The following is a 23596-nucleotide window of genomic DNA, read 5'->3' as shown; positions in this document are numbered from 1 at the left end:
GCCGGCGCACGCGCGTGCGGAGCCGCTGCTGGCGGCGTGGGGGACCGGGGAGGCGGGGGGGAGGCCGGCACCGGCGGGGGGGGGGGGCAGCGGGCGACGCCGGGCGGCCGCGGGGGGGTGGGGGGGGGGGGGGGTGGGTGGGGGGGGTGGGGGGGGGGGTGGGGGGTGGGGGGGGGGGGGGGGGGGGGGGGGGGGGGTACGGCCTCGGCCGGACGGGCGTGCGAACGCTTTGGAAGCGTATGGCTGGGTGAATCAACTACTCATGCCATCGCCGACGGGAGCCATGCAGGTTAGCTGGGCCGGATGCGTGAGCGATGCGTGAGCGGATGCGCTGACATGCGGTGTCGTGGACCGGACTGACCGGCAGGCTGGCCGCCGCTGATCAGGCAATACGGGACTGTGAGGCAGTAGTCAGGACCGTCCGGCACAACCCTGCCGGGACTTTTAATCCGTTGGTTGTCGGTTCGAGTCCGACATGGCCTACCGCTCGTAGGGCGCCCCGTCTGGTTTCCAGGCGGGGCGCTTTGTTGTCTCCCTGAACGTACGGGTGAGGCGGGCCAGTTCCCCGTGCCGTTCTGGCGTCTGGTCGCCGGCGGCGTGCCGGCCAGCGGGTCTTCAGCCTCCTTGTGGGGCTCTGACCTGCGGTTATGTCCTTCCCGAGGGTGGTGCGGGGGTTAATTGGTGGGGAGCGTCCCACGGATGGCGTAGAGTTGTGTTTACCGACGCGGGGTGGAGCAGCTCGGTAGCTCGCTGGGCTCATAACCCAGAGGTCGTAGGTTCAAATCCTGCCCCCGCTACTCAGTACGAAGGCCCGGTTCCCTTTGGGGAGCCGGGCCTTCGTCGTTGTCTGGTTCCTGGTCCCTGGCCCTTGGTCACGGGGGTCACCCGGTCGGCCCGGGCCGGGTCGCCGTACGGCCGTTCCTGCGGCCAGCCTTGAGGGGCGAGGCGGCAGCGGCCCGCACCCGTGCGAGGGACCGGGCAGGAGAACAGCGTGGTGGGGCTGGGCCGGCAGGGCAACGGAGAGCGCGTGGGCGGTGTCGGGAGCGCTGCCGCCCAGCGGGCGCTCCGGGTGCTCCCGGCCGTGATGATCGTGCTCGGGTTCGTCTCCGACCTGGTGAGCCCGCCCAGCTTCACCGGATCCCCGTTCTTCTCCGCGGCTCCGCTGATCGCCGCCCCGTTGTTCTCGCTCCGGTCGACCGCCCTGACCGGCGTCATGGCCTCGCTCGCGCTGGTCGTGCTGCACTTCTACAACTCCACCTTCTTGAAGGCGGAGTCGCTGACCGAGCTGGCCACCGTCCTGACCGTGTCCGGACTGGCCATCCTGATCAACCGGGTCGTGCGGCGCAGCGGTGCGCGGCTCGCCTCTGCGCGCGGGATCGCCGAGGCCGCGCAGCGCGCCGTGCTGCCGACGCCCGCCGAGCAGATCGCGGGCCTGCAGGTCTCCGCCCGGTACGAGGCCGCCCAGGCCGACGCATTCATCGGCGGGGACCTGTACGCCGTCCAGGACACCCCGTTCGGGGTGCGGCTGGCGGTGGGCGACGTACGGGGCAAGGGCCTGGGCGCGGTGGAGGCCGTGGCGGTGGTCCTGGGGGCCTTCCGGGAGGCCGCGGAGACCGAGCCGACCCTGGAGGGCGTCGCGCGGCGGCTGGAGCGGGCGCTGGCCCGGGAGGGCGTCCGGCGCGACAGCCTGGACGCGGTGGAGGGGTTCACGACGTGCGTGCTCGGGGAGATCCCGCTGGGGGCGGAGGCGCTCCGGCTGGTGAACCGGGGTCACCCCGAGCCGCTGCTGCTCCACGCGGCCGGTGCCCTGGAGGTGCTGGCCCCGGCAGAGCCGGCACTGCCGCTGGGCATGGGGGAGCTAGGGGCCTGGCCGGACAGGGCGCAGGAATGGCCCTTTCCGGAGGGCGCCACGCTGCTGCTGTACACCGACGGGCTGACCGAGGCCCGGGACAGGGCCGGAGTCTTCTACGATCCGGCGGCCCGGCTGCGCGGGCGGGTCTTCCCGGGCCCGGAGGAGCTGCTCAGCGCGCTCAGCGACGATGTGCGCCGGCATACGGGCGGCGGGACCACGGATGACATGGCGCTGCTGGCGGTGGCCCGGCCGGGGGAGGGCCAGCCGGAGCGGCGCCGGACCGTGCCGGTGGTGCGGCGCGAGGAGACGTGACGGTGCGTGAGGGAAAGGGTGCGCTCCGCTAAGTAAGTGACGGCCCGTCAAAATCTCTCTGTGGCTGGAGTGATACGGGAATCGGCCGAGTTTCGCCCCGGTTGGTCTGTCTTTGAGGTGAAAGTTCAGGCCAGGATTGTTCGGTGCGTGGCCAATTGGCGTTAACGATCAATCGCAACAGCTTGGAATCACTCCCTCGCGTCTATTACCTTTCGATAACGCAGCGCGGTCGTCCCAGCCGTCGCAAGAGACGGCGCCGTGTGCGTGCGCGTCCATGAGGAGTGTGCCCCGGTGGCCTCCAACGTGCCTGCTCCCGAAGGCGTCGAGATCCAGGAGCCGCCCACCGCAGGCGCCTGGGGCGAGTGGAACCCCACCGAGGACTCGGCCCGTCCGGTGCGCGGCAAGCACCGGGTCGCCAAGCAGCGCGGCGGACTCGCCCGCAGCTCCACCGTGCTCGGCGTCGGCGTCATCGCGGCCGTCGGCGCGGGCGGCATCGCCACCGCGCAGGACCGGCCCCAAGTCGCCATATCCATACCGTCGCTCCCCGACCTGGCCGACGGCTTCGAGCACGCCGTGGACAGGGTCGACGACGGCATCCGCCACCAGGACACCGCGGCGGGGTCCCGATCCGCCGCCGGCGGTGCGAAGGCCGGGCTCGTCGCACAGCAGGCGCAGGCCGGGGCGGGCGCCGGTGAGGTGCTGCGCAACCGGATCCTCCAGCAGGCCGAGTCCCAGGAAGAAGCCGCCGCCGCCCAGGACCGGGCGGACGTCGAGCGGGCTGCCCAGGAAGCCGCCGCGCAGGAGGCCAAGGACAAGCTGGAGACCGCACGCCAGGCCGCCGACAAGGCGGCCGAGGAAGCCCGCGTGGCCGCGGAGAAGGCGGCCCGGGAAGCCGCCGAGGCGAAGGCCAAGGCGGAGGCCGAGGCCGAGCTGCAGGCACAGCAGGCGAAGGCGGCCGGGAGCTACGCCCTGCCCACCTCCGCCTACACCCTCACCTCGCACTACGGGGACGCCGGCTCCATGTGGTCCTCCGGCTACCACACCGGCCTCGACTTCGCCGCCCCGACCGGCACCCCGGTCAAGGCCGTGGCGAGCGGGAAGATCACCTCGGCCGGCTGGTCCGGGGCGTACGGCTACCGGATCGTGCTGGAGCTCGAAGACGGTACGGAGATCTGGTACTGCCACCTGTCCTCGATGTCGGTGACCTCGGGCGCGGTGAGCGCAGGCACGACGATCGGCCGGGTCGGCGCCACCGGCAACGTCACCGGCCCCCACCTCCATCTGGAGGTCCGCAAGGGCGGCTCGACGATGGACCCGCTGGCCTGGCTGACCTCGAAGGGCCTGAACCCCTAGCTCGTGAACCCCTGGCTAACACCCGGGTCGGCCGACATGATCGGCGAGACGGGCCCGAGGGGCCGGTACGGTCGCCGGCGCGCCTGCGACCATCGGCGCGCCCGCGGCCGTCGGAGCGGGCGCCAGGGCGGGGCCGGGCCCCCGCTCCAGGGGGGCGAACCACGGCGGAATCAGCTCCTCCAGGACCGCCGCCCGGATCAGGGCCGGCGCAGCCGTCGACCGGCGCAGCCACATCCCGTGCAGCAACTCGCGCTCCCGGCGGGCGAAATCGGGGTCCCACGCCTGCACGCCGTGGCGGGCCCGCCGGCGCAGCAGGGCCAGTGCCGCCGCGTCCGCCGCGTACAGGGCGACGGCCCGGCCGGCCGCCCGGCCTCCGCTCTCCCGGGCCAGGGCGCAGGCCAGCGACCGGGCCGGCACGGACGCCAGCGCCGGCACCTCGGCCGCGCCGAGCCAGCCCGCCGAGGCGTACACCGCCAGCTCGGCGGCGACCGCCCGCAGCCGGCGACGCCGTATCCGCACGGCGAGCCCCAGCAGCAGCCCGAACGCCGGGACCATCACACAGCCGTAGACCACGTAGAACCCGTACTCCCCGAAGCGCGAGGAGCTGTTCCACAGCGCGTGCACCCCTATGGCCGGGGCCAGGCCCAGCAGCGGCAGGCCGATCCGGCGGGCGCGGCGGGAGCTGAGCGCGGCAGCACCGAAGCCGAGCCCGGTCAGCGCCGTGAACAGCGGGTGCGCGAACGGCGACACGATGGCCCGTACGAAGAAGGTCGCGGCGGTCATCGACTCCAGCACCCCGCTGCCGCTGGCCAGGTCCTCGCCGAAGGCATTGCCGAAGTAGAGGATGTTCTCGGTGAAGGCGAAGCCGGTGGCGGTGAACCCGGCTGCCACCAAACCGTCGGCGGGGCCGGTGAACTGGCGTCTTCGGAACACGAACACCAGCAGCACGGCGGCCGCCTTGGCGATCTCCTCGACCACCGGGGCGATAGCCACCGATCCGAGCCGGTCGGCGGCGGAGGCGTCGGCGGTGGCCGCGGCTATCCAGCGGGTGGCGAAGCTGTTGGCCAGTATGGCGATCAGCGCCGCGGTGCCGGCACCCCAGCCGAAGCAGAACACCAGCTGCGCCCGTGGGCAGGGCGCGGCCCGGCCCACCCACCGGAAGGCCGCCAGGAGCGGCGGCACCGGGAGCAGGGCCAGGCCGAGGCCGACGAAGAAGCCGGGGGTGCCGGTCTGTTGCCGCACGAGCTCCAGGATCGCCAGCCCCGACAGGGTCAGAACGGCGGGCAGGGCGACGAGCACGCCCGTACGGACCGCGCCCGACGGGAGTGCGAGCACACGGCGGAGCGCTCGGACAGCCACATTGTGACTCTACCGAGTGGGTCTGACACGCGGAGTGACGCTGTCAGCCCTCCGCGTCAGATCTCGGTGTTTTCCACCCGCCGGAACAGCAAGTCGTGTACGACGTGGCCCTTGTCGAGCCCCTGGCCCTCGAACCGGGTGAGCGGCCGGAAGCCGGGGCGGGGCGCGTAGCCGCCGTCGGGCTGGGTGTTCTCGAAGTCGGGGTGTGCGGTGAGGACTTCGAGCATCTGCTCGGCGTACGGCTCCCAGTCCGTCGCGCAGTGCAGCACGGCCCCCGGCGCCAGGCGGGTCGCCGCCAGGGTGAGGAACTCGGGCTGGATCAGGCGCCGCTTGTGGTGGCGGGCCTTGGGCCACGGGTCCGGGAAGTACACGCGCAGACCGGCGAGGGAGTCGGGCGGCAGCATCTCGCGGAGCAGGATGATGGCGTCGCCGTTGGCGACCCGGATGTTGCTGAGCCCGTTGCGCTCGGCGAGCGCGAGGAGATTCCCCTGGCCGGGGGTGTGCACGTCGGCGGCGAGGATCCCGGTCCCGGGGTCGTCGGCAGCCATCTGGGCGGTGGCCTCGCCCATGCCGAAGCCGATCTCCAGGACGACGGGGAGCCCGTCGAAGAGCTGGCGGAGGTCGATGACGCTATGGCCGTCGATGTCCAGGCCCCAGGTGCCCCAGAGCCGCTTCAGGGCCTCGCCCTGGCCGGTGGTCACCCGGCTGCGCCGCGGCTGGAAGCTGCGGATGCGGCGCTCGTGGTGCGAGCCGGCCGGATCGGGCGCGGGGCCGTCGGGGAACCGCGGCTCGGTCCGCCACTTGGGGGGGACGTAGGAGTTCGCCGCCGGGACGCTGGGCTGGGGGTTAAGGGACTCAGACACAATGCCCAGATTCTACGACCTGCCCCCACCTGGCCGCTGGCCGCTCGCCGCCACCCTCCCTATGGCCGGGCTTCCCGCTGCGGGGTGCCTTGGCGTGCCTTGGGTGCCTTGGGGTGGCACCGCTGCGCGGAGCTGTCCCCCGCCCCGCCCTTTCACCGTTTCCCGGGCGCTGCCCGGACCCGCGCCTCAAACGCCGGCGAGGCTGGGTGTGGCTCAGGCCACAGCAGCCTCACCGGCGTTTGAGGCGCGGGGTCTGGGGCGGAGCCCCAGGAAACGGTGAAAGGGCGGGGCGGGGAGAGGCCCCGCGCAGCGGCGAACGGCAACCCCGGCGGCTCCGCGTACCGCGGCCCTGGTGGCACCGACGGTCCTGCGGTTCCGGTAACCCGGGCGGCTCCGCGTACCGCGGCCTGGGCGCCCCGGCGGCGCTGGAAACCCCGGCGGCCCCGCGCCTCGCGCCCCCGCGCGCCCCGCAGGGCTACCGCCCGTGGAGGGTGGACAACGCTCGGCGGGCGATTTCGCGGCCGATGGGGAGGGAAGCGGTCGCCGCGGGCGACGGGGCGTTCAGGACGTGGATCGTGCGCGGGGCGTCCTGGATCAGGAAGTCGTCCACCAGGGTGCCGTCCCGCAGGACGGCCTGGGCGCGGACGCCGGACCCGGCAGGGACCAGGTCCGACGGCGCCACCGCCGGCAGCAGCCGACGTACCGCCTCGGTGAACGCCCTCTTCGACAGCGAGCGGTGGATCTCGCCCGCCCCGTACCGCCAGTGCCGCGCGGCCATCCGCCAGGATCCCGGCCAGGCCAGCTCGTCCGCGACGTCCCGCGGCCGGACCGTGCCCCAGCCGTACCCCTCACGGGCCAGCGCCGGCACCGCGTTCGGCCCGACGTGGACGCCGCCCCCGATCCCCCGGGTCAGATGCACGCCGAGGAAGGGGAACGCCGGGTCGGGGACCGGGTAGACCAGCCCCCGGACCAGCGACGGCCGCGCCAGGTCGTAGTACTCACCGCGGAAGGGGACGATCCGCATCCCCGGCTTGTCCCCGGCCAGCCGCGCGATCCGGTCGCACTGGAGGCCCGCGCAGTTCACCAGCACCCTGGCCTTGACCACCAGGCCGGCCGACGTACGGACCGCGACGCCGGACGGGCGCCGCGAGATCAGCTCCACCGCCCCGCCGTAGACGATCTCCGCTCCCGAGGACTCCGCGAGCTGCTCCGCCACCCGTCTGTAGTCCACGATCCCGGTCGAGCCGACATGGATGGCCGCCAGGCCGCGCACCTCCGGCTCGTACTCCGCGATCTGCGCCGGGCCCAGCTCGCGCACCGGAATGCCGTTCTCCCGGCCCCGCTGGACCAGCGCGTGCAGCCGCGGCAGCTCCTCCCGCTCCGTGGCGACGATCAGCTTCCCCGTCACCTTGTGCGGAATCCCGTGCTCCGCGCAGAACTTGACCATCTCGGCCGCGCCCCGCACCGCGAAGCGCGCCTTCAGCGACCCCGGCCGGTAGTAGATCCCGCTGTGGATCACCCCGCTGTTGCGGCCCGTCTGGTGCCGGGCCGGGCCCGGTTCCTTCTCCAGCACCACGACACGCGTCCCCGGGGCCAGGCGCGACAGGGCATGCGCTGTCGACAGGCCGACGATCCCGCCACCGACCACCAGTACATCGCAGTCCACGCCGCGCACGCCGCCCACGCTGCCACCTCCCACCCCTGCATACTGCACCCCGCCACCGACAAACAGGTGACGCGGGGCTACGCAGGCGCCACGAGCAGCGGCCGCGCCCGCTCGCGCAGCTCCGCCACCCGCGGCTCGTCCCCGTACGGCTCCAGCCGGTGCAGCAGGTCCCGTACGTACTCGGTCGTCCGCGCCGAGGAGATCCGGCCCGCCACCTCCACCGCCCGGGTCCCGGCCGCGCACGCCGCGTCGAGGTTGCCCGACTCCAGTTCGGCGACCGCGCTCACCACCAGCCGCAGCCCGTGCGAGCGCACGTATTCCTCCGTCGGCCGGGAGAGCGCCTGTTCCGTGAAGCGCCGTACCTGCCGGGGGAGTTTGAGGTCGCGGTAGCACTCCGCCGCATCGGCCGCGAAACGGTCGTACGAGTAGAAGCCCAGCCAGGTCGGGTCCGCGTCGCCCGCCCGCGCCCGCTCCAGCCAGCCCTCGGCGGCCCGCAGCGCGGCCCCGGCCGCCACCGGATCGCCCGCCTTGGCGTGCGCCCGCGCCTCGACCAGCCGGAAGAAGCTCATGGTGCGCGCCGTAGCCAGGCCGCGGTTGCGCTCTACGGCCGCCTGCGCGAGGTCCACACCCTCGTCCGGGAAGTCCCGGTACGTCGCCTGCAGCGACATCGAGGCCAGTACGTACCCGCCGAGCGGTACGTCCGCGGCCGCGCGGGCGAGGCGCAGCGCCTGGATGTAGTAGCGCTGGGCGGCCTCCTGCTGACCGGTGTCGAAGGCCATCCACCCGGCCAGGCGGGTCAGTTCGGCGGTCGCGCCGAACAGCGCCCGGCCCACTTCGTCGGTGTACGAGCCGAGCAGCAGCGGCGCCGCGTCCACCCGCAGGCACTCTGGGACCATTGAGGAACGCCAGTCCCCGCCGCCGTACTTGGAGTCCCAGCGGCGGGCGTCCTCGGCGGCCTCGCGCAGCTTCGTCACATCGCTGTGGCCGACGCGCTGAGGAGATACGTCCAACAGCGGCGCTGTGGGGCCGATGGAGGCCGGGGTCGAAGCCGGGGCCGGAGCCTGGGCCGGAGCCTGGGCCGGGGAGGGTAAGGGGCCTTGTCCGAGCGGAGTTTCGGGGCCGGGCTGGGCGGGCACAACGGGGGACGGTGACGCGGCGGCGGACGGCTGCGTGACGGCGGACCGGTGCCCTACGGCGGACGGGTGCCCGGCGGCGGACCGGTGCCCGACGGTGGACGGCTGGGCGGTGGACGGCTGCGCGGCGGCCGACGGCTGCGCAGCGGGCCGCCCGACGGGCTGCGCGACCGCTGCCGGCGGGATCTCCGGCGGGGTTTCAGCAGCCACCGGCTGCCGTACCGGGCCCGGCTCGCGCGCCACCGAGCTGTCGGCGGGCGATATCAGCCAGCGCGACGCGGGCGTGGCGTACGCCGACACGGAGAAGGACCCGGCCAGCGACTGCCAGATCCCGCCCCCGCCCCGCCGGCCCGCGAGGTCGAGGCGGTACAGATCGGTGGCCGAGCGCACCGCCGCGCCCACATCGCGCGGGAAGGCCAGGCCTACCTCGGGCGCGGGATCCGCGTCCGCCAGGCCGATCTCGTGCAGCGGAACCGGCCGCCCCAGCTTCGCCCCGATGGCGGCGGCGATCAGATGTGGGGCCGCGCCCTGTGGCACCATCCCCTTCGACACCCACCGGGCCACCGACGTCTTGTCGTACCGAAGCGTCAGGCCGCGCTGTGCGCCGAGGTCGTTGACCCGCCGGGCCAGCCCGGCGTTGCTGATGCCCGCGAGGGCGAGGACGGCGCCGAGCTTCTCATTGGGCTCGCGGAGCTCCCTGGACATGCGCCACCCCTCGTCACACGCGGAACGCAGACGCCGCCGGGGCATAGGCGCCCGGCATTTCGTAAACCCAGCGTAGTTCCCCGCCTCCCAAGCGTTAAGGCCCTTAGTTCCGTATGGCGGGATTGTTGTCCGTATGCACAGTCGGGGCGGGCCCGCCCGCGGGGCGCACGTGTCACCGCGTGCTCCGCCCGTGTGGCCGTGCGCCCGCCCGTGCGCTCTGGCCGCTCCGGGGGCCCGGCGATTCGATGTGCGGTGCGTGGGTCGGCCCGCCGCGTTGATCAGCGGGTCGGGGGATGCCGCTGCCTCAATCCCCGCGGGTGGCGGAACGGTCCGGGGGGTGGATTCCGCCTCCCGGACCGCGGCCGTGCACCAGGACTCAGGGGCCCTCGGGGGCCCTCTGTGGGCTCTCAGCACGGCCGAAGAATGGCCGAAACCGACCTATGGGGCGGTGGGAACGGAACGCCAAATACCGTGTGGCCGGGGCGTGTTCGTTTGCATGTGCGCCCCCTTAACCACTCTCGCACGCCTGTCTCGTGGCAGCATGGACCCGGAGCCACCCGGGGTCCCGTCGGCCGCGCCCTCAGCGCTGACCGTGCCGTATGTGCCCCGGTCATTTGCCCACAGGCTGGGGAGGCGGCGGTGCGCTGGTTGGTGGGGTGGAGCAGTATCGCCGCGAGCTTCGGCACGGCCGGGCGGGTCTCGGGACAGGGCCCCGGCCAGGGCGGATACGGCCACGGCCAGGGCGGACCCGGATACGGCCACGGCCACGGCCACGGCGCATACGGCGATCCCGGCGGAGGCCCCCTGCACGGCGGCATCGCGGACGCCGCCCACCCCGACGACCTCGGCGCCGACGCCGAACGCACCGTCCACCCCGTCGGCGCGCAGCTGCTGTGGGGCGACCCCGACCCTCTGTGGGCCGTCGGCGACTGGCGCCCCGACGAGATCCGCACCGTCACCGCCGACCCCGCCGACCCGTTCACCCGGCTCGCCGTCCTCGGCTGCTGCGGGGCCACCGACGCAGAGTTGAGAAGAGCCCTGTTCGCCGCCCGCGGCGGTGCCCTGCGCCACCTCACGCAGTGGTCCGGCAGCTACACCGCCGTCGTCCAGGCCGGCCGCCGGATCACCGTCCTCGGCGATCTCGCCGGAGCGCGGCCCGTCTTCTACACGCCGTGGGCGGGCGGGACGGCGTACGCCACCGCCGCACTCCCGCTCGCCGACCTCATCGAGGCGCAGCTCGACATCGGCCACCTCGCCGCCCTGCTGGCCTGCCCCGACAGCCCGGAGGCACTGGGCGACGGCACACCGTACGTCGGCGTCCGGCGCATCCCGCCCGGGCACACGCTGATCCTGCGCGAGGGCTCCCGGGAGATCACCGGGTACGAGCCGGTGGCCTCCCTCGCGGTGGCCGCGCCCGAGGCCGACGCGGAGCGCGCGGTGGAGGGAGTGCGCGAAGCATTGGTGGACGCGGTGCGCGCCCGGCTCACGGCACCCCGGCATGCTCCCGACACGCTGGTTCCCGACCCCGGCCCGGTGCCCGGAATGGGCCCCGCCGACCGGCGCGCGGCCCGGGGCGCCCCCGCGCCCGTTCCCGGCGTCGGCGCGGACCTGTCCGGTGGCAGCGCCTCCGCGACGCTCGCCCTGCTGGCCGCCGGGCTGCCGGGGGCGCCGGGCACGGTCCTGAAACAGTCCGGGGAACGGCTTCTCGCCGTCACCTTCAACGACCTGGCGACCCCGCAGGGCCGCGAGGCCGAACTGGAACGCGCCCGGGCGATCGCCGCCAACCCCCGGCTGCACCACGTGGTCGTGGCCGCCGCCGAGGAGGCCCTCCCGTACGCGGAACTCGACGGTCCGCTGACCGACGAACCCGGCCCCTCGCTCGTCTTCGCCGCCCGCGAGCGGCGCCGGCTGGCGGCCGGCTCGGCGGACCACTTCGTCGGCCACGGTGCCCGGCAGGTCCTGGACGCGCATCCCGCCCGGATGGCTGACCTGCTGATGGACCGCCGCCGACGGCACCTGCTGCGCCCGGTGGCTGCGCTGGCCCGCTCGGCTTCGGCGTCCGGCGAGTCCCTGCTGGTCCCGCTGGCCGTGTACTCCGCCGCCCGCCGGCTCGCCCGTACGTCGTACCGCGCGGGCATGGAGGCGGCGGCGGCCCGGCTGCGCGAAGGCTCGGTCACGGGCGGCGTGTCCAGCCCGGTGGACGCCTCCCTCGCCGCCCTGACCTGGTCCCGCCCCGGCCCGGCGGCGGGCTGGCTCACGGGCGAGGCCCTGGCGGAAGTATCGATCCGCCTTGCGACCGCCGCGGGACGCCCCCCGGTCTCCCTCCGCCCGGGTGAGGCGCGGGCCCGCTCCGTCCTGACCCGCCACGCCGCCGACCACCGGGTCTTCGAACAGGCCGTGGAGGTCCGGAGCCAGCGCCTTCACGCGCCGTTCCTGGACAACCAGGTGGTACGGGCGGCCCGCGCGCTCCCGGAATCCCTGCGGGTCCAGCCGGGGGCGCGGGCCGCGATCCTGCGCAGCGTGCTGTCCTCGGCAGGCGTACGCGAACTCCCGCCGGGATGGGGCGCCACGGCCCACACCCCGAACGAGACGGCGACCCGGCTGGGCCTGAGCGCCGCCCTCCAGGACCTCCTCTCCCTCTTCTCCGCCCCGCTGCTGGCGGACGCGGGCCTGATCGAGGCCCGGGTCGTCCAACAGGCCCTGCTCGACGCGGCGGACGGCCACCCGGTCCCGCTGGACGGCCTCGCCGAACTCGTCTCGATGGAACTGTGGCTGCGTCGTCTCCTCGCCCGCCGCGGCACCTGCTGGACGGGCACCTCCACCCCCCGCCGCCGCGCTGTCCCCACCGGCGTTCCCCTCCGCCGCCCGGCCCTGTCGTAACCCGACCCCGCCCTCGGCTGCCGCCGCGCGTCGCACGGCGGGCTCGCCAGGCGATGCCGGTGGCGGGCACAGATGCGGCCCAGCGTGTCGCGCCCGAAAGGCTTGACGAGGTCGCCCTCTCGGCGGCCCCGAAAATCCCCGGCCGCACCCCGCAGGGCAAGGTTTGCGCGCCGTGGTCGACTGGTCCTGGGACCTCCTCGACGAGCCCGAACGCACCGTCCTGCGCCGCCTGTCCGCCTTCGCGGGCGGCTGCGACCTGGCAGCCGCCGAGGCCGTCTGCTCCGGACCCGCCTCCTCCCGGGCGCCCTCACCCTGGACGGCCTCACCGGGGCCCGCTGAAGACACCCTGACCGCGGGGGGTGTGAAGGCCGCCGAGGGCAGCCGGGCCGCCGAGAGCACGAAGGCCGCCGAACACACCGAGGCCGCCGAGGGCAGCCGGGCCACCGAGGGTGCGAGGGCCGCCGAGGGTAGCCGCGCCGCCGAGGGCACCCAGGCCCCCCACCGCCCCCTCGACGTCGCCGGCACCCTCGGTTCCCTCGTGGACAAGTCCCTCGTACTCGCCGAGCCCGCCCCCGACACCACCGGCATGCGCTACCGCATGCTCGAAACCATCCACGAGTACGCCGCCGAACGCGCCGCCACGGACCCCCACGACCAGGCCGAAACCGCCCGCCTCCACGCTGCCCACTTCCTCACCCTCGCCGAAGAGGCCGAACCCCTCCTCCGTTCCGCCGCCCAGCTCCCCTGGATCCGCCGCACCGAGACCGAGCTCGACAACCTCCGCGCCGCCCTCCACACCGCCGTCGCCACCAAGGACACCGACACCGCCCAGCGCCTCGTCTTCGCCCTCGGCTAGTTCTGGTGGCTGCGCAACTACCGCGTAGAAGGCGCCGAATGGGCCACCCAGGCCATCACCGTCACCCCCGCCGACCCGCCCGAGGGCTCCCCCGCGTACTGGCAGTACATGCGCCTCCGAGTGCTCCACATGTTCCTCCGCGCCGAAGGCAACACACCCGACGAATTCCGCACCCCCGAGTACCGCGCCCTCGCCGCCCGCATCAAGGAGGCCTTCCGCCACGGCTCCCCGGAGACCACCCGCTTCCCCGGCATGCTCTGGCCCATGACCGCCTTCCTCACCGGTGACGCCCTCGACTTCCACGCCGACCTCGACCGCACCGTCGAGAACTGCCGCCGTCACGCGGGCGACTGGGAACTCGGCGTCACACTCATGCTCCGCACCCACGTCGCCATCGACATCACCGGCGGCCTGCCCATCGTCGACGCCGACCTCGCCGAACTGCACGAGATCGCCCGCAGGGTCGGCGACCGCTGGACCCGCGCCCAGGTCGCCAGCGCCGCCGGCGAGGTCGCCCTTTTGCGCGGCCGGTACGACTGGGCCCGCGCCGAGTACGAGGAGTGCCTGCGCCTGGCCCACGAGGTCGGCGCCCACGTCGAGGCGCCCTTCGCCATCGCCCGGATCGCCGAGGCCGCCTACTGCTCGGGGGACATGGCCGCCGCCGAACAGCTGCTGGCGGAGGCCGACCTGGAGTCCGAACGCTACGGCGGCGTGTACGACGTCCGCGCCTACGCCCGCCTGCTCGGGGCCATGCTCGCCCTCCAACGCGGCGACGCCGACCAGGCCCGCGCCGAGTGCGAGCGCGCCCGCGCGGAGGGCGCGAAGATGACCGTACCCCCGCAGTTCACCGCTGGACTCGACGGCGTCGAAGCCGTCCTCACCGCCCGCGAGAACGGCCCCGCGGCCGGCCTCGCCAAGATCGGCCCGGCCCTGGCGACGGCCGTCGCCGCGCAATGCGCCGAGCGGGTTCTGGCAGGCCTCGCCGACACCGCCGCCGTGCTCCTCGCCGACGCCGACCGGCCCGCCGAGGCGGTACGGGCCCTCGCGGCGGCCACCGCCTGGCGTACGGGCCACCCCCGCTCGGTCCCCGAGGAAGCCGCCGTGGCCGGGCTCCCCGACCGCACCCACGCCCTGCTCGGCGCGGCCCGCTACACCCAGGAGGAGACCGCGGGGACCAGCCTGAGCCCCTCCGACCTGGCCGGCTCCCTCACCGGCAACTGATCACGGCATCGGCCCAGCTCGCCAGAGTCGGCAGCACACCGTCCCCGGCCCGCTCCACCACCAGCCGCAGCGTCCTGCGCCCGGTCAGCGGGACCTCCACGGCCGCCGCCGGGTCCTCGTACCCGAGCGCGGCGGACTGCCACAGCCGCTGCCCGTCGGCGTATACGGAGAACCGGACCGAGCCGTCGGTGAACTTCGACAGGCCGTCCACCCCGGCACGCGCCGAGAAGGCGGTGCACTGCCGGTTGAGGCCGATCTCCACCGACGAACGGGAGTTGACGGTGATCCCGTGCGCGTACCGCCGGTCGTCGATCTCCAGCCCCCTGCGCTGCCACACCCAACTGCTCCGCCAGGTCTGCACTTCGGGACCAGTGTGGTCGCCGACCGCGGACTGGCCGAGCCTGGCCAGCGGAAACCCCTGCGCCGGCTTCACCGGAGGCGGCGTCGGCTTGACCGCAGTGGGCGTGGGCGTGGGCGTGGGCGTGGGCATGGGCGTGGGCGTCGGTGACGGCTTCGACCGACTCGGCGACGGCTTCGGCGCACTGGGCACGACCCGCGAAGGAGGTGGCGACGCCGGGGGAGTACTCCGCACGGGCGGTACGGAGACCTGCGCGGCCGGCGTCTTCGCCACCGACGGGCTCGGCTTCGGCGCGGGCGGGACGGAACGCGCCGGCACCGGAACCACGGGCGCTGCGGCACTGGGCGCGGGCTTCGCCCGGGCCTGCGGCTCGGGATCGTCCCCGGCGAGGGCGAACACCACCCCGGCGGCCGCGGCAACCGCGAGCCCGGCGGCAAGAGCGACCTTGGCCGGCAGCCCCAGCCCCTCGGAAACCACCGCCCCCCCAACCCCAGCCCCGGCCCCACCGGCGGCCCCGGCAGCCCCACCGGCAGCCCCGGCAGCCCCACCGGCAGCCCCAGCGGTCCCACCAGCAGCCCCAGCGGTCCCACCAGCTCCGGCAGCCCCAGTGGTCCCACCAGCAGTCCCACCAGCTCCGGCAGCCCCAGCGGTCCCACCAGCCGTCCCGGCAGCTCCCGCAGCTCCAGCGGCACCGGCAGCCCCAGCCCCCGCCGTGGACCCGCCCGCGGCGCCGGCGGCGGCGGCAGCCCCCGCCCCGCCCGCGGCGACGGCTCCACCGGCCACCACCACCCCGGCCGCCTTGGCCGCATACCCGGCGGCGAACCACCCGATGACCGCGACCGGCAGCAGCGCCGGAATGCCCGCGTTGACATCCTTGAGCTCCCCGGCGGCCAGCCGGCACTTCGCGCACTCCTCCAGATGCTTGCGCAGCCCCCGCTCCGCCCGCATCCGCAGCCCGCCCCGGGCGTACGCGCCCAGCCGGTCCGCATACCGCGCGCAGTCCCCGCCCTCACTCAGGGCCGAGCCCACGTGCGCCTGCAGGTAGGCCTGCTTGAGCCCCTCCCGGGCCCGGCTGGCCAGCACCGCCGTCGCGTTTGCGCTCAGCCCGAACAGCGGGGCGATCGCGCTCGGCGAGGCCTCCTCGACGGTGGTGTGCCACAGCACGGCCTGCCACCGCTCGGGAAGGCTGCGGAAGGCCTGCATGGCCAGTGACTGCTCGGCCTCGTGCATCGCCCGTACATCGGCGCCCAGTTCCAGCGTGTCGTCGCCGGACATCCCGACACCGCTTTCGCTCCCCGCGGCGGCCTGCTCCGCGAACACCGCGAAGTCCTCGACCAGATGCTCCCGCCTGGCGGTCTTCGCCCAGGCCGCGGCGACACGGCGCACGGTGGTCAGCAGATAGGCCCGCACCGAATGGTCCGGCCCGGCCCCACCCCGTACCGCCTGCAGTGTCCGCGCGAACACCTCGGCGGTCAGATCGTCGGCGGTGTGCCCGTCCCGGCAGCAAGTCCGCGCATAGCGCCGCACCGCATCGGCATGGCGACGGAACAGCTCCGCATACGCACCGTCGTCACCCCCGCGCATCCGGCCGACCAAGTCCGCATCGGACGTCGCCGGCTCACCACCGGAAAGCCCAGGAGCCGGCCCGCCCCTTGAGCCCGCGTGCCGCCCACCCGGTTCGCGCTGCGCAGGGACCTGCCGTGCCGGTACCTGCCGCGTGGGCAGCCCGCCCGTCTCCACCTCGCCACCGGCGGAGCCACCGGCGCCACCGAGAGGCTCGTCCCGCCCGTCAACGCTCATCGCGGAAGCCCCCGCACGACACCCTCAGACCGGTACACCGATCCAGCGTGGCACACGGCGGACACGGGCCGGAGACCTCTCCCCACCATCCACTCGTCTGGGCACAATTCGGCGAATCGCCGTACTGAGCCCCACTCACTCGAACGAGCAGCCATTCGAGCGGGCAGTCGTTCGAGCGAGTGGCCGAGTCGAGGGAAGCCGGCTCACGGCCCCCACCCCGCAGGGGCCTCCGCGAGCGGAACGTCCCGCGCGGCTCACACCGTCCGGGAACGCAGCCCTTCGAGCAGGATGTCGAGCAGCCGGGCCGAGGCCGCGGCCTGCTGCGCCGGGTCCGGCAGCGCGGGCGCGGCGGTCGCTATCACCAGCAGCACATCGGCCACCGTGACATCGGTACGCAGCTCACCCGCCTCCCGGGCGCGGTCCACCAGCCGGCCGACCACCTCCAGCAGCGCACCCGCGCCGGCGTCGTCCGAGGGCTCGTCCTCGACGGAGGTCCGCGAGCTCACGACCCGCAGCTCCGGAGCCCCGGACGTGACGGACGCGACCGACGCGACGGCCTGGCGCTGGTGCGGAACCCGCGCCGCCGCCTCCTCCTCGGCGCCGTCCTCACCGGCCGCGCCGACCCGCAGCACCTGCGGCGGCAGCAGCCGCCCCGCACCGGAGGCCACGGAGGTGCGCAGGAAGCGCGACAGCGCCTGCCACGGCTCCTCCTCCTGGCCCAGCGCGGACTTGGCCTGCTCGGTCAGCCGGGTGGTCTCCTCCTCGGCTATCCGCCGGACCAGCACGTCCTTGCTCGGGAACCGCCGGTACACGGTGCCTACGCCGACCCGCGCGCGCCGCGCCACGTCCTCCATCGGAGCGCCGTAGCCCAGCTCGCCGAAGACTTCGCGTGCCGCGCGTAGAACGTGCTCGAGATTGCGCTGTGCGTCGACGCGCAGGGGCGTGGACCGGCCCACGCCGTGGGTCGTGCCACCTGCGATCATGCGGCCGCTGCTCTCGGCAGAGAGCGCGGTCGCGGAGCCATGGAAATCTGAAATGTGCATATGTTTCCCCCGGTAATGATTTGTCTCCCCCCGGAGACACTCCCCGCCTTCGTGCCGAGGTGGGCCACGGTCATGTGGGCCCTGGTCCTACTCCTCGACGAATACGAACATAGTTGAGCCAGAGTCAATTCAGAAGAGGCAGCCCCGGACGGACCACCGCCCGATCGGAGCATTCACCCCCATTTTTCCGATCCAAGGTCCCGGAATAACCCATTCCGTAGCCCCTGACCTGCGAACTTCAGCCAACTCTCAACGCTCCGGCAGCCCCGTCCCAGCGCCCCCGCCGGTCACACAATTTGAACGGCCCTGTGGACAAACTCCCGGCCACCATGCGTCATGGGATGGTGAAGGCTGCTAACTCCCGGGGCACGGCCCCCGGTACCCCGCCCCGAACGCGCATCCTCGTCGTCGGCGGCGGCTACGTCGGCATGTACACGGCGCTCCGGCTCCAGCAGAAGCTGAGAGCCGACGAGGCCGAGGTCACGGTGGTCACCCCCGAGCCCTACATGACGTACCAGCCCTTCCTCCCCGAAGCCGCCGCCGGCTCGATCTCCCCACGCCACGTCGTCGTCCCGCTGCGCCGTGTCCTCGACAAGTGCCGCATCGTCATCGGCGAGGCCCAGCGCATCGACCACGCCAAGCGGACGGCGACCGTCACCACCCTCGCCACCGCCGAGGAGGGCACCGGCGCCCGCGAGATCGAGTACGACGAGCTCGTCCTCGCCCCCGGCTCCGTCTCCCGCACCCTCCCCATCCCGGGACTCGCCGACTACGCCATCGGATTCAAGACCGTGGAAGAGGCCATCGGCCTGCGCAACCACGTCATCGAACAGATGGACATCGCCTCCTCCACCCGCGACCCCGCGATCCGCGACGCCGCCCTCACCTTCGTCTTCGTCGGCGGCGGCTACGCGGGCGTCGAGGCCCTCGGCGAACTGGAGGACATGGCCCGCTACGCGGCCCGGTACTACCACAACATCAAGCCCGAGGACATGAAATGGGTCCTGGTCGAGGCGAGCGACCGGATCCTCCCCGAAGTCGGCCCCGAGATGGGCACCTACACGATCCGCGAACTGCGCCGCCGCAACATCGACCTGCGGCTGGAGACCCGCCTCGAATCCTGCGAGAACCGCGTCGCCGTCCTCAGCGACGGCACCCGCTTCCCCACCCGCACCGTCGTGTGGACCGCCGGCGTCAAACCCCACCCGATCCTCGCCGCCAGCGACCTCCCCAAGACCGAGCGCGGCCGCCTGGCCTGCACCGCCTTCCTCACCGTCGAGGGGGTCGAACACGCCTGGGCCGCCGGCGACGCCGCCGCCGTCCCCGACATCACCGCCGCCGAACCGGGCCGCGAATGCGCCCCAAACGCCCAGCACGCCCTGCGCCAGGCCAAGGCCCTCAGCGACAACCTCATCGCCTCCCTGCGCGGCGAACTCCTCACCGAGTACGCCCACAAGTACGCCGGATCCGTCGCCTCCCTCGGCCTCCACAAGGGCGTCGCGCACATCTACGGCCGCAAGGTCAAGGGCTACCCCGCCTGGTTCATGCACCGGGCCTACCATCTCAGCCGGGTCCCCACCTTCAACCGCAAGATGCGCGTCCTCGCCGAATGGACGCTCTCAGGTCTCTTCAAACGCGAGATCGTGTCACTAGGCTCCCTAGAACACCCCAGGGCAGAATTCGAACTCGCAGCGGGCGGAGGGCCCAAGGAGCCCCCGAAGAACAACGAAGGCTGACGCTGTCAGTGCCGTCGGCCACACTGGACGTGTGACCATAGGTGGGCTCACACCTGCACAGAGTGACATCGTCCAGCGACCGACCACTGGGGGCAGCTCCCAGCGGTAGCTGGGGGAGACACAGCGACCACGAGCGACACCACGAGGCTTGAACGCAGTGAACTTCACCCGCTGGAGCGCCCGGTTTCCCGGAACGCAGCGCCGCGCCGCCGCCCGGTCCGAACATGCCGCCGCCCAGGCCAAGCGGGGTGAGGGATCGGTTCCGGCCGCCCGCGGCGCAGCCGGCCATCCCGCCACCCTGCCGGACGGCCGCCCCGCCGACCCCACCGTCTCCGGCACGGGCTCGGGCACCGGCACCGGGTCGGGCCCCGCGCCCGCCGCCGCCGTACCCGCCATCGACGAGCTCCCCGTCCGGGAGGTCCTCGACCGGCTCCCGGCCCTCGTCGCCCTCGTCCACGGCCCCGAGCACCGCGTCGCCTACGTCAACGAGGCCTACACCTCCGGGTTCGGAGCCCGCGCCACCGGCGCCCCCGCCCACCAGGCCCTCCCCGAACTGGGGGAGCTCGGCCTGCTCCCGCTCCTCGACCAGGTGCAGCGCAGCGGCAAGCCCCGTACCGCCAAGAACCGCACCGCACCCGGCGGCGGCCGCTCGTACACCGTCACCTGCACCCCGGTCGAGTACCCCAAGGCCGACCCCGGGACCGAGCCCGACCCCCACCACACCGGGGTCCTGGTCCACCTCGCCGACGTCACCGACCACGCCGAAGCCGTAGACCGGCTCCGCGCCAGCGAGCGCCGCCAGCGCGAGGCCGCCGTCACCCTCCAGCGCTCCCTCCTCCCGCAGGAACTGGAACAGCCCGACGACCTCCGCATCGCCGCCACCTACCAGCCCGGCGGCACCGAAGCGGCCGTCGGCGGCGACTGGTACGACGTCATCACCCTCGGCGCCGGCCGCACCGCCCTCGTCATCGGCGACGTCATGGGCCGCGGGGTCCGCGCCGCAGCCGTCATGGGCCAGCTCCGCACCGCCGTCCGCGCGTACGCCCGCCTCGACCTCCCGCCCCACGAGGTGCTCCAGCTCCTCGACGGCCTCGCCGCCGAGATCGACCCCAGCCAGATCGCCACCTGCGTCTACGCCGTCCACGACCCCAACGAGGGCCTGCTGGCGTACGCCTCCGCCGGCCACCTCCCGATCCTGGTCCGCGACGAGGACGGCACCGTACGCCGCGCCGCCGACCCCACCGGCCCGCCTCTCGGCACCGGCGGCTGGCTCCACACCTCGGGCACCATCGCACTCGGCCCCGGCTCCACCGCCGTCCTCTACACCGACGGCCTGGTCGAACGCCGCGGCGAGGACATCGACGAAGGCGTGGCCGCGCTGGAACGTGCCCTCTCCGGCGCGCAGGGCACCCCGGCGGTCATCTGCGACCGCCTGATGCGGGCCCTCGGCGTCGACGCCGACCACGATGACGACGTCGCGGTGATGGTCCTCCAGCAGCCCGCCCGTACCGGCCAGGACGCCGAGCTCTTCCACAACGCCGCCCTCGAACTCCTCGGCGGCATTGAGGCGGCCCCGCGAGCCCGCGCCTTCGCCCAGGGCGTCCTCGCCTCCTGGCGCTTCCCGGTCGAGCTGTGCGACCTCGGCGTCCTGGCGGCGAGCGAGCTCGTCGCGAACTCCCTTCAGCACGGCACCCCGCCCATGCGCCTGCGGCTGCGCCGCACCGACCGCCGCCTGATCATCGAGGTCACCGACGGGGACGACCACCTCCCCCGGCGCCGCCGCGCCGAACCGGCCGACGAGACGGGCCGCGGCATCTCGATCGTCGCCACCATCGCCTCGTCCTGGGGCTGCCGCCGCACCCCGGACGGCGGCAAAGCCGTCTGGTGCGAGTTCGCCCTGCCGGACAAGTAGGAAGGCCCCGGTCCAAAGAACCGAGGCCTCCCCCACACCTATATACCTACATCTACACAGCCACAGGCTCGGCGACGCCCTTCGCGGCGACACCCTTCGCGGCGACGGCGACGGCGTCGGCAGCGGCCGGAGCCGGCGCGGCCCGCAGCGACGGATTGTCCTGCACCGGGCTCAGCCGCTTCCCGAGCCGCAGGGCCAGCCCCGCGATCCCGAGCGACACCAGCACGAAGACCCCGATGTAGAGCATCGGCACGCCCGCACCCAGCGGCACACCGAGCGGCCCCAGCGCCAGCGCCATCTGCTTGACCAGCGCGAAGGCCGAGTTGTACTGCCCGATGGAACCCTCCGGCGCCAGATCGGCGACGAGCGGCGCCAGCGTCGGCGACAGCATCGCCTCGCCGATGCCGAACAGGGCGTACGTGGAGACGAACGCGGCCGCGGCCATCGTCGCGCTGCCGTGCCCCAGGCCCGAGAACCCGGCGATGAGCCACGCCACGGTCCAGATCAGCCCGACCAGCGCGATCACGCGGGACCGGCGGCGCTTCTCCACCAGCTTCAGTACGACGAACTGCGCGGCGACGATCGCGCCGGTGTTGGCGGCGAGCGCGAACCCGAGGGTGGACGGGGAGATCCCGGCGGCCTCGGTACCGAACGCGGCGAGCCCGGACTCGAACTGCCCGTAACAGGCGAAGAAGATCACGAAGCCCAGTACGGAGAGCTGAACCATGGCCTTGTGCCGGAGCAGCCGCTTCCAGCCACCCCCCGCCTGCGACGGGTCCTTCGGCACGGCGTCCTTGATGCTCGGCGCGTGGGGCATCCGCACGGTGGCGATGACCCCGGCCAGCACCAGGAACATCACGGCCTCGATGCTGAACAACAGGGTGAAACTGCCGGGCCGGCTCTCGTCGACGATCTGGCCGCCGATGAGGCCGCCGATGCCCAGCCCCAGGTTCTGCATGAAGAACTGGAGGGCGAAGGCACGGGTCCGGGTGGTCGGGGTCGAGCACCACACGATCATCGTGGCCAGCGCGGGCTGCATGACCGCCTGCCCGGCACCCAGCGCGAGGGCCGACAGCAGGATCGGCACGACGCCGGTGGAAAGCCCGAGCGAGAGCGCACCCGCCGACGCGGCGACCGCCGCACCCATCACCACGGGGACGGGACCGCGTCGGTCGATGACCCGACCGGTGAAGGGCAGCGCGACAAGAGCACCCAGGGCAAAGGCCACGAACGCGCTCGTGGCCGCCATGGAACCCAGACCTCGCACCTGCGCCACATAGATGTAGAGGAACGGAACCGTGAAGCCGATGCCGAACGCGGTCAGCGCGTTGCCGGCCTGGATCCGCCGCATCGCAGCGCCCATCACCTTGGTCACTTCTCACCTGTCTTGATAGCTGAAGCCTGAAGACTTCATACCTAAAGTTCGATGCTTAACTCTACACATCGAAGGAGTTAGACGCCAACGAGCTCGTGCCATACTTCGACCCATGGGTGACACCCCCGACGGCACTACGCCCGTCCACGAGCCGAGCCTCGATGAGCAGATCGCCGTCTACCAGCGCGAATTCCAGGACCTCGACCCCCAGGTCGAGAAGGTGGTCTCCGCGCTGAGCCGCCTGAACCGCCGCATGAACGTCGCGTACGGACGCCAGACCGCGGCCCTGGGCATCAGCAACGCGGAGTGGGAGGTCCTCAAAGCCCTCGTCATCTCCGGAGCCCCCTACCGGATGGGCCCGAGCGAGCTCGCGAAGCAGCTGGGCCTCACGCCGGCCGCGATGACCCACCGGATCGACCGCATGACGGCGGAGGGCCTGGTCACCCGGGAGCGCGACGAGTCCAACCGGGTCCGCGTGATCGTGGAGCTCACGGACGAGGGCCGCAGCAAGTGGCTCGACGCGATGCGCGCGGCCACGGTCTTCGAGGAGGACCTCCTCCAGGACCTCTCCACCGCGGAGCGCGGGGTGCTCGGCGACATGCTGACCCGCCTGCTGGACCGCGTGGAGGACCTCCAGTCCCGGGGCTGACCACCGGAGTTGACACGACCCCCTGGCATCCGTAAGGTTCTTCGAGTTGCCCCAGAGCCGAATGGTTTTGGCGACAACGAATCCCGCCGCCTCGTTGCGGCACCCAACTCAGCACGATCTCCCACTGGGAACGAATTCGGCATGTCCGAATTCATTTCCGAAGGCCGATTATGAATCGCCGGGGAAATCCACTAGAGTTCGGGAGTCGGAAGGGCCCAACAGCCCGGAAGGCAAAACCCGCTGACTGGGAGTCAGGCCCGAAAGGATCTGATAGAGTCGGAAACGCAAGAACACAGAACGAAAGCCCGGAGGAAAGCCCGCGAGGGTGAGTACAAAGGAAGCGTCCGTTCCTTGAGAACTCAACAGCGTGCCAAAAATCAACGCCAGAAGTTGATACCCCGTCCACTTCGGTGGATGAGGTTCCTTTGAAAAAGACCTGTGAGGTCGCCTTCGGGTGATGCTTGCAGGCAACAACACAGCGAGGACGCAGTGGTCAGTCGGTCATATTACGACATGACTGACC

15 protein-coding genes and 1 tRNA gene are annotated in these 23596 nt (G+C 73.2%); 9 read left to right on the top strand and 7 right to left on the bottom strand.

Annotation, left to right across the window (positions count from 1 at the left end):
* The first annotated feature begins 723 nt into the window (after positions 1-723).
* The 3 genes from J7I97_RS32870 (at position 724) to J7I97_RS32860 (ending at position 3517) form a co-directional block, all read left to right on the top strand.
* Positions 724-797 (top strand) — tRNA-Met (locus tag J7I97_RS32870).
* Positions 798-1000: 203 nt separating this feature from the next.
* Positions 1001-2164, top strand: coding sequence for a PP2C family protein-serine/threonine phosphatase (locus tag J7I97_RS32865; protein WP_251059394.1), 1164 nt, complete (start codon positions 1001-1003; stop codon positions 2162-2164).
* A 291-nt stretch (positions 2165-2455) separates the two neighbouring features.
* Positions 2456-3517: a M23 family metallopeptidase gene (locus tag J7I97_RS32860; protein ID WP_214942506.1), complete on the top strand. Its 1062-nt coding sequence runs from the start codon at positions 2456-2458 to the stop codon at positions 3515-3517.
* Between the two features lie 15 nt (positions 3518-3532).
* Here J7I97_RS32860 and J7I97_RS32855 read toward each other — a convergent pair whose 3' ends face one another.
* From J7I97_RS32855 to J7I97_RS32840, 4 genes are all read right to left on the bottom strand, one after another.
* Positions 3533-4876, bottom strand: a complete 1344-nt coding sequence (locus J7I97_RS32855) for a PrsW family intramembrane metalloprotease (protein ID WP_214942503.1) — start codon at positions 4874-4876, stop codon at positions 3533-3535.
* A gap of 56 nt (positions 4877-4932) precedes the next feature.
* Positions 4933-5739 carry a tRNA (guanosine(46)-N7)-methyltransferase TrmB gene (gene trmB, locus J7I97_RS32850; protein WP_214942500.1) on the bottom strand — a complete coding sequence of 269 codons (807 nt, stop codon included), beginning with the start codon at positions 5737-5739 and terminating at the stop codon, positions 4933-4935.
* Positions 5740-6214: 475 nt separating this feature from the next.
* Complete coding sequence (gene lhgO, locus J7I97_RS32845; RefSeq protein ID WP_214942497.1) at positions 6215-7453, bottom strand: L-2-hydroxyglutarate oxidase; 1239 nt, start codon at positions 7451-7453, stop codon at positions 6215-6217.
* Between the two features lie 29 nt (positions 7454-7482).
* Entirely contained in the window at positions 7483-9243 is a 1761-nt protein-coding gene (locus J7I97_RS32840) for a sporulation protein (protein ID WP_214942494.1), read from the bottom strand.
* 639 nt (positions 9244-9882) lie between these two features.
* On the opposite strand from J7I97_RS32840, the gene J7I97_RS32835 reads away from it, so the two are divergent.
* From J7I97_RS32835 to J7I97_RS32825, 3 genes are all read left to right on the top strand, one after another.
* Entirely contained in the window at positions 9883-12123 is a 2241-nt protein-coding gene (locus J7I97_RS32835; RefSeq protein ID WP_374103628.1) for an asparagine synthase-related protein, read from the top strand.
* A gap of 172 nt (positions 12124-12295) precedes the next feature.
* Positions 12296-12979, top strand: a complete 684-nt coding sequence (locus J7I97_RS32830) for a hypothetical protein (protein ID WP_214942489.1) — start codon at positions 12296-12298, stop codon at positions 12977-12979.
* Positions 12980-13087: 108 nt separating this feature from the next.
* Positions 13088-14200, top strand: coding sequence for a neutral zinc metallopeptidase (locus tag J7I97_RS32825; protein WP_214942487.1), 1113 nt, complete (start codon positions 13088-13090; stop codon positions 14198-14200).
* Here the strand turns inward: J7I97_RS32825 and J7I97_RS32820 are convergent.
* Positions 14187-16358 carry a sigma-70 family RNA polymerase sigma factor gene (locus J7I97_RS32820; protein ID WP_214942484.1) on the bottom strand — a complete coding sequence of 724 codons (2172 nt, stop codon included), beginning with the start codon at positions 16356-16358 and terminating at the stop codon, positions 14187-14189. The two genes, J7I97_RS32825 and J7I97_RS32820, sit on opposite strands and share 14 nt — an antisense overlap.
* A 254-nt stretch (positions 16359-16612) precedes the next feature.
* Positions 16613-17401: a TetR/AcrR family transcriptional regulator gene (locus J7I97_RS32815; RefSeq protein WP_214942481.1), complete on the bottom strand. Its 789-nt coding sequence runs from the start codon at positions 17399-17401 to the stop codon at positions 16613-16615.
* A 341-nt stretch (positions 17402-17742) separates the two neighbouring features.
* Between J7I97_RS32815 and J7I97_RS32810 the strand changes: the two genes are divergently transcribed.
* Both J7I97_RS32810 and J7I97_RS32805 read left to right on the top strand, forming a co-directional pair.
* Positions 17743-19137: an NAD(P)/FAD-dependent oxidoreductase gene (locus J7I97_RS32810; RefSeq protein ID WP_214942477.1), complete on the top strand. Its 1395-nt coding sequence runs from the start codon at positions 17743-17745 to the stop codon at positions 19135-19137.
* A 157-nt stretch (positions 19138-19294) separates the two neighbouring features.
* Complete coding sequence (locus J7I97_RS32805) at positions 19295-21049, top strand: ATP-binding SpoIIE family protein phosphatase (protein ID WP_214942511.1); 1755 nt, start codon at positions 19295-19297, stop codon at positions 21047-21049.
* 52 nt (positions 21050-21101) lie between these two features.
* Here J7I97_RS32805 and J7I97_RS32800 read toward each other — a convergent pair whose 3' ends face one another.
* Complete coding sequence (locus J7I97_RS32800) at positions 21102-22424, bottom strand: MFS transporter (protein ID WP_308369406.1); 1323 nt, start codon at positions 22422-22424, stop codon at positions 21102-21104.
* Between the two features lie 112 nt (positions 22425-22536).
* Here J7I97_RS32800 and J7I97_RS32795 point away from each other — a divergent pair, with 112 nt between their 5' ends.
* On the top strand, positions 22537-23073 hold the full coding sequence (locus tag J7I97_RS32795; protein WP_214942474.1) for a MarR family winged helix-turn-helix transcriptional regulator: 537 nt from the start codon (positions 22537-22539) through the stop codon (positions 23071-23073).
* The last annotated feature ends 523 nt before the right edge of the window (positions 23074-23596 follow it).

The sequence above is a fragment of the Streptomyces sp. ISL-87 genome, from assembly GCF_018614095.1.
Classification (GTDB): Bacteria; Actinomycetota; Actinomycetes; order Streptomycetales; family Streptomycetaceae; genus Streptomyces.
This window is presented reverse-complemented; position numbering and strand designations above follow the sequence as displayed.

Bases quoted from the DNA above. Each gene is read 5' to 3' on its own strand.
- J7I97_RS32840 (WP_214942494.1), bottom strand. From the start codon at position 9,243: ATGTCCAGGGAGCTCCGCGAGCCCAATGAGAAGCTCGGCGCCGTCCTC.
- J7I97_RS32810 (WP_214942477.1), top strand. From the start codon at position 17,743: ATGGTGAAGGCTGCTAACTCCCGGGGCACGGCCCCCGGTACCCCGCCC.
- J7I97_RS32820 (WP_214942484.1), bottom strand. From the start codon at position 16,358: ATGAGCGTTGACGGGCGGGACGAGCCTCTCGGTGGCGCCGGTGGCTCC.
- J7I97_RS32825 (WP_214942487.1), top strand. From the start codon at position 13,088: ATGCGCCTCCGAGTGCTCCACATGTTCCTCCGCGCCGAAGGCAACACA.
- J7I97_RS32795 (WP_214942474.1), top strand. From the start codon at position 22,537: ATGGGTGACACCCCCGACGGCACTACGCCCGTCCACGAGCCGAGCCTC.
- J7I97_RS32815 (WP_214942481.1), bottom strand. From the start codon at position 17,401: ATGCACATTTCAGATTTCCATGGCTCCGCGACCGCGCTCTCTGCCGAG.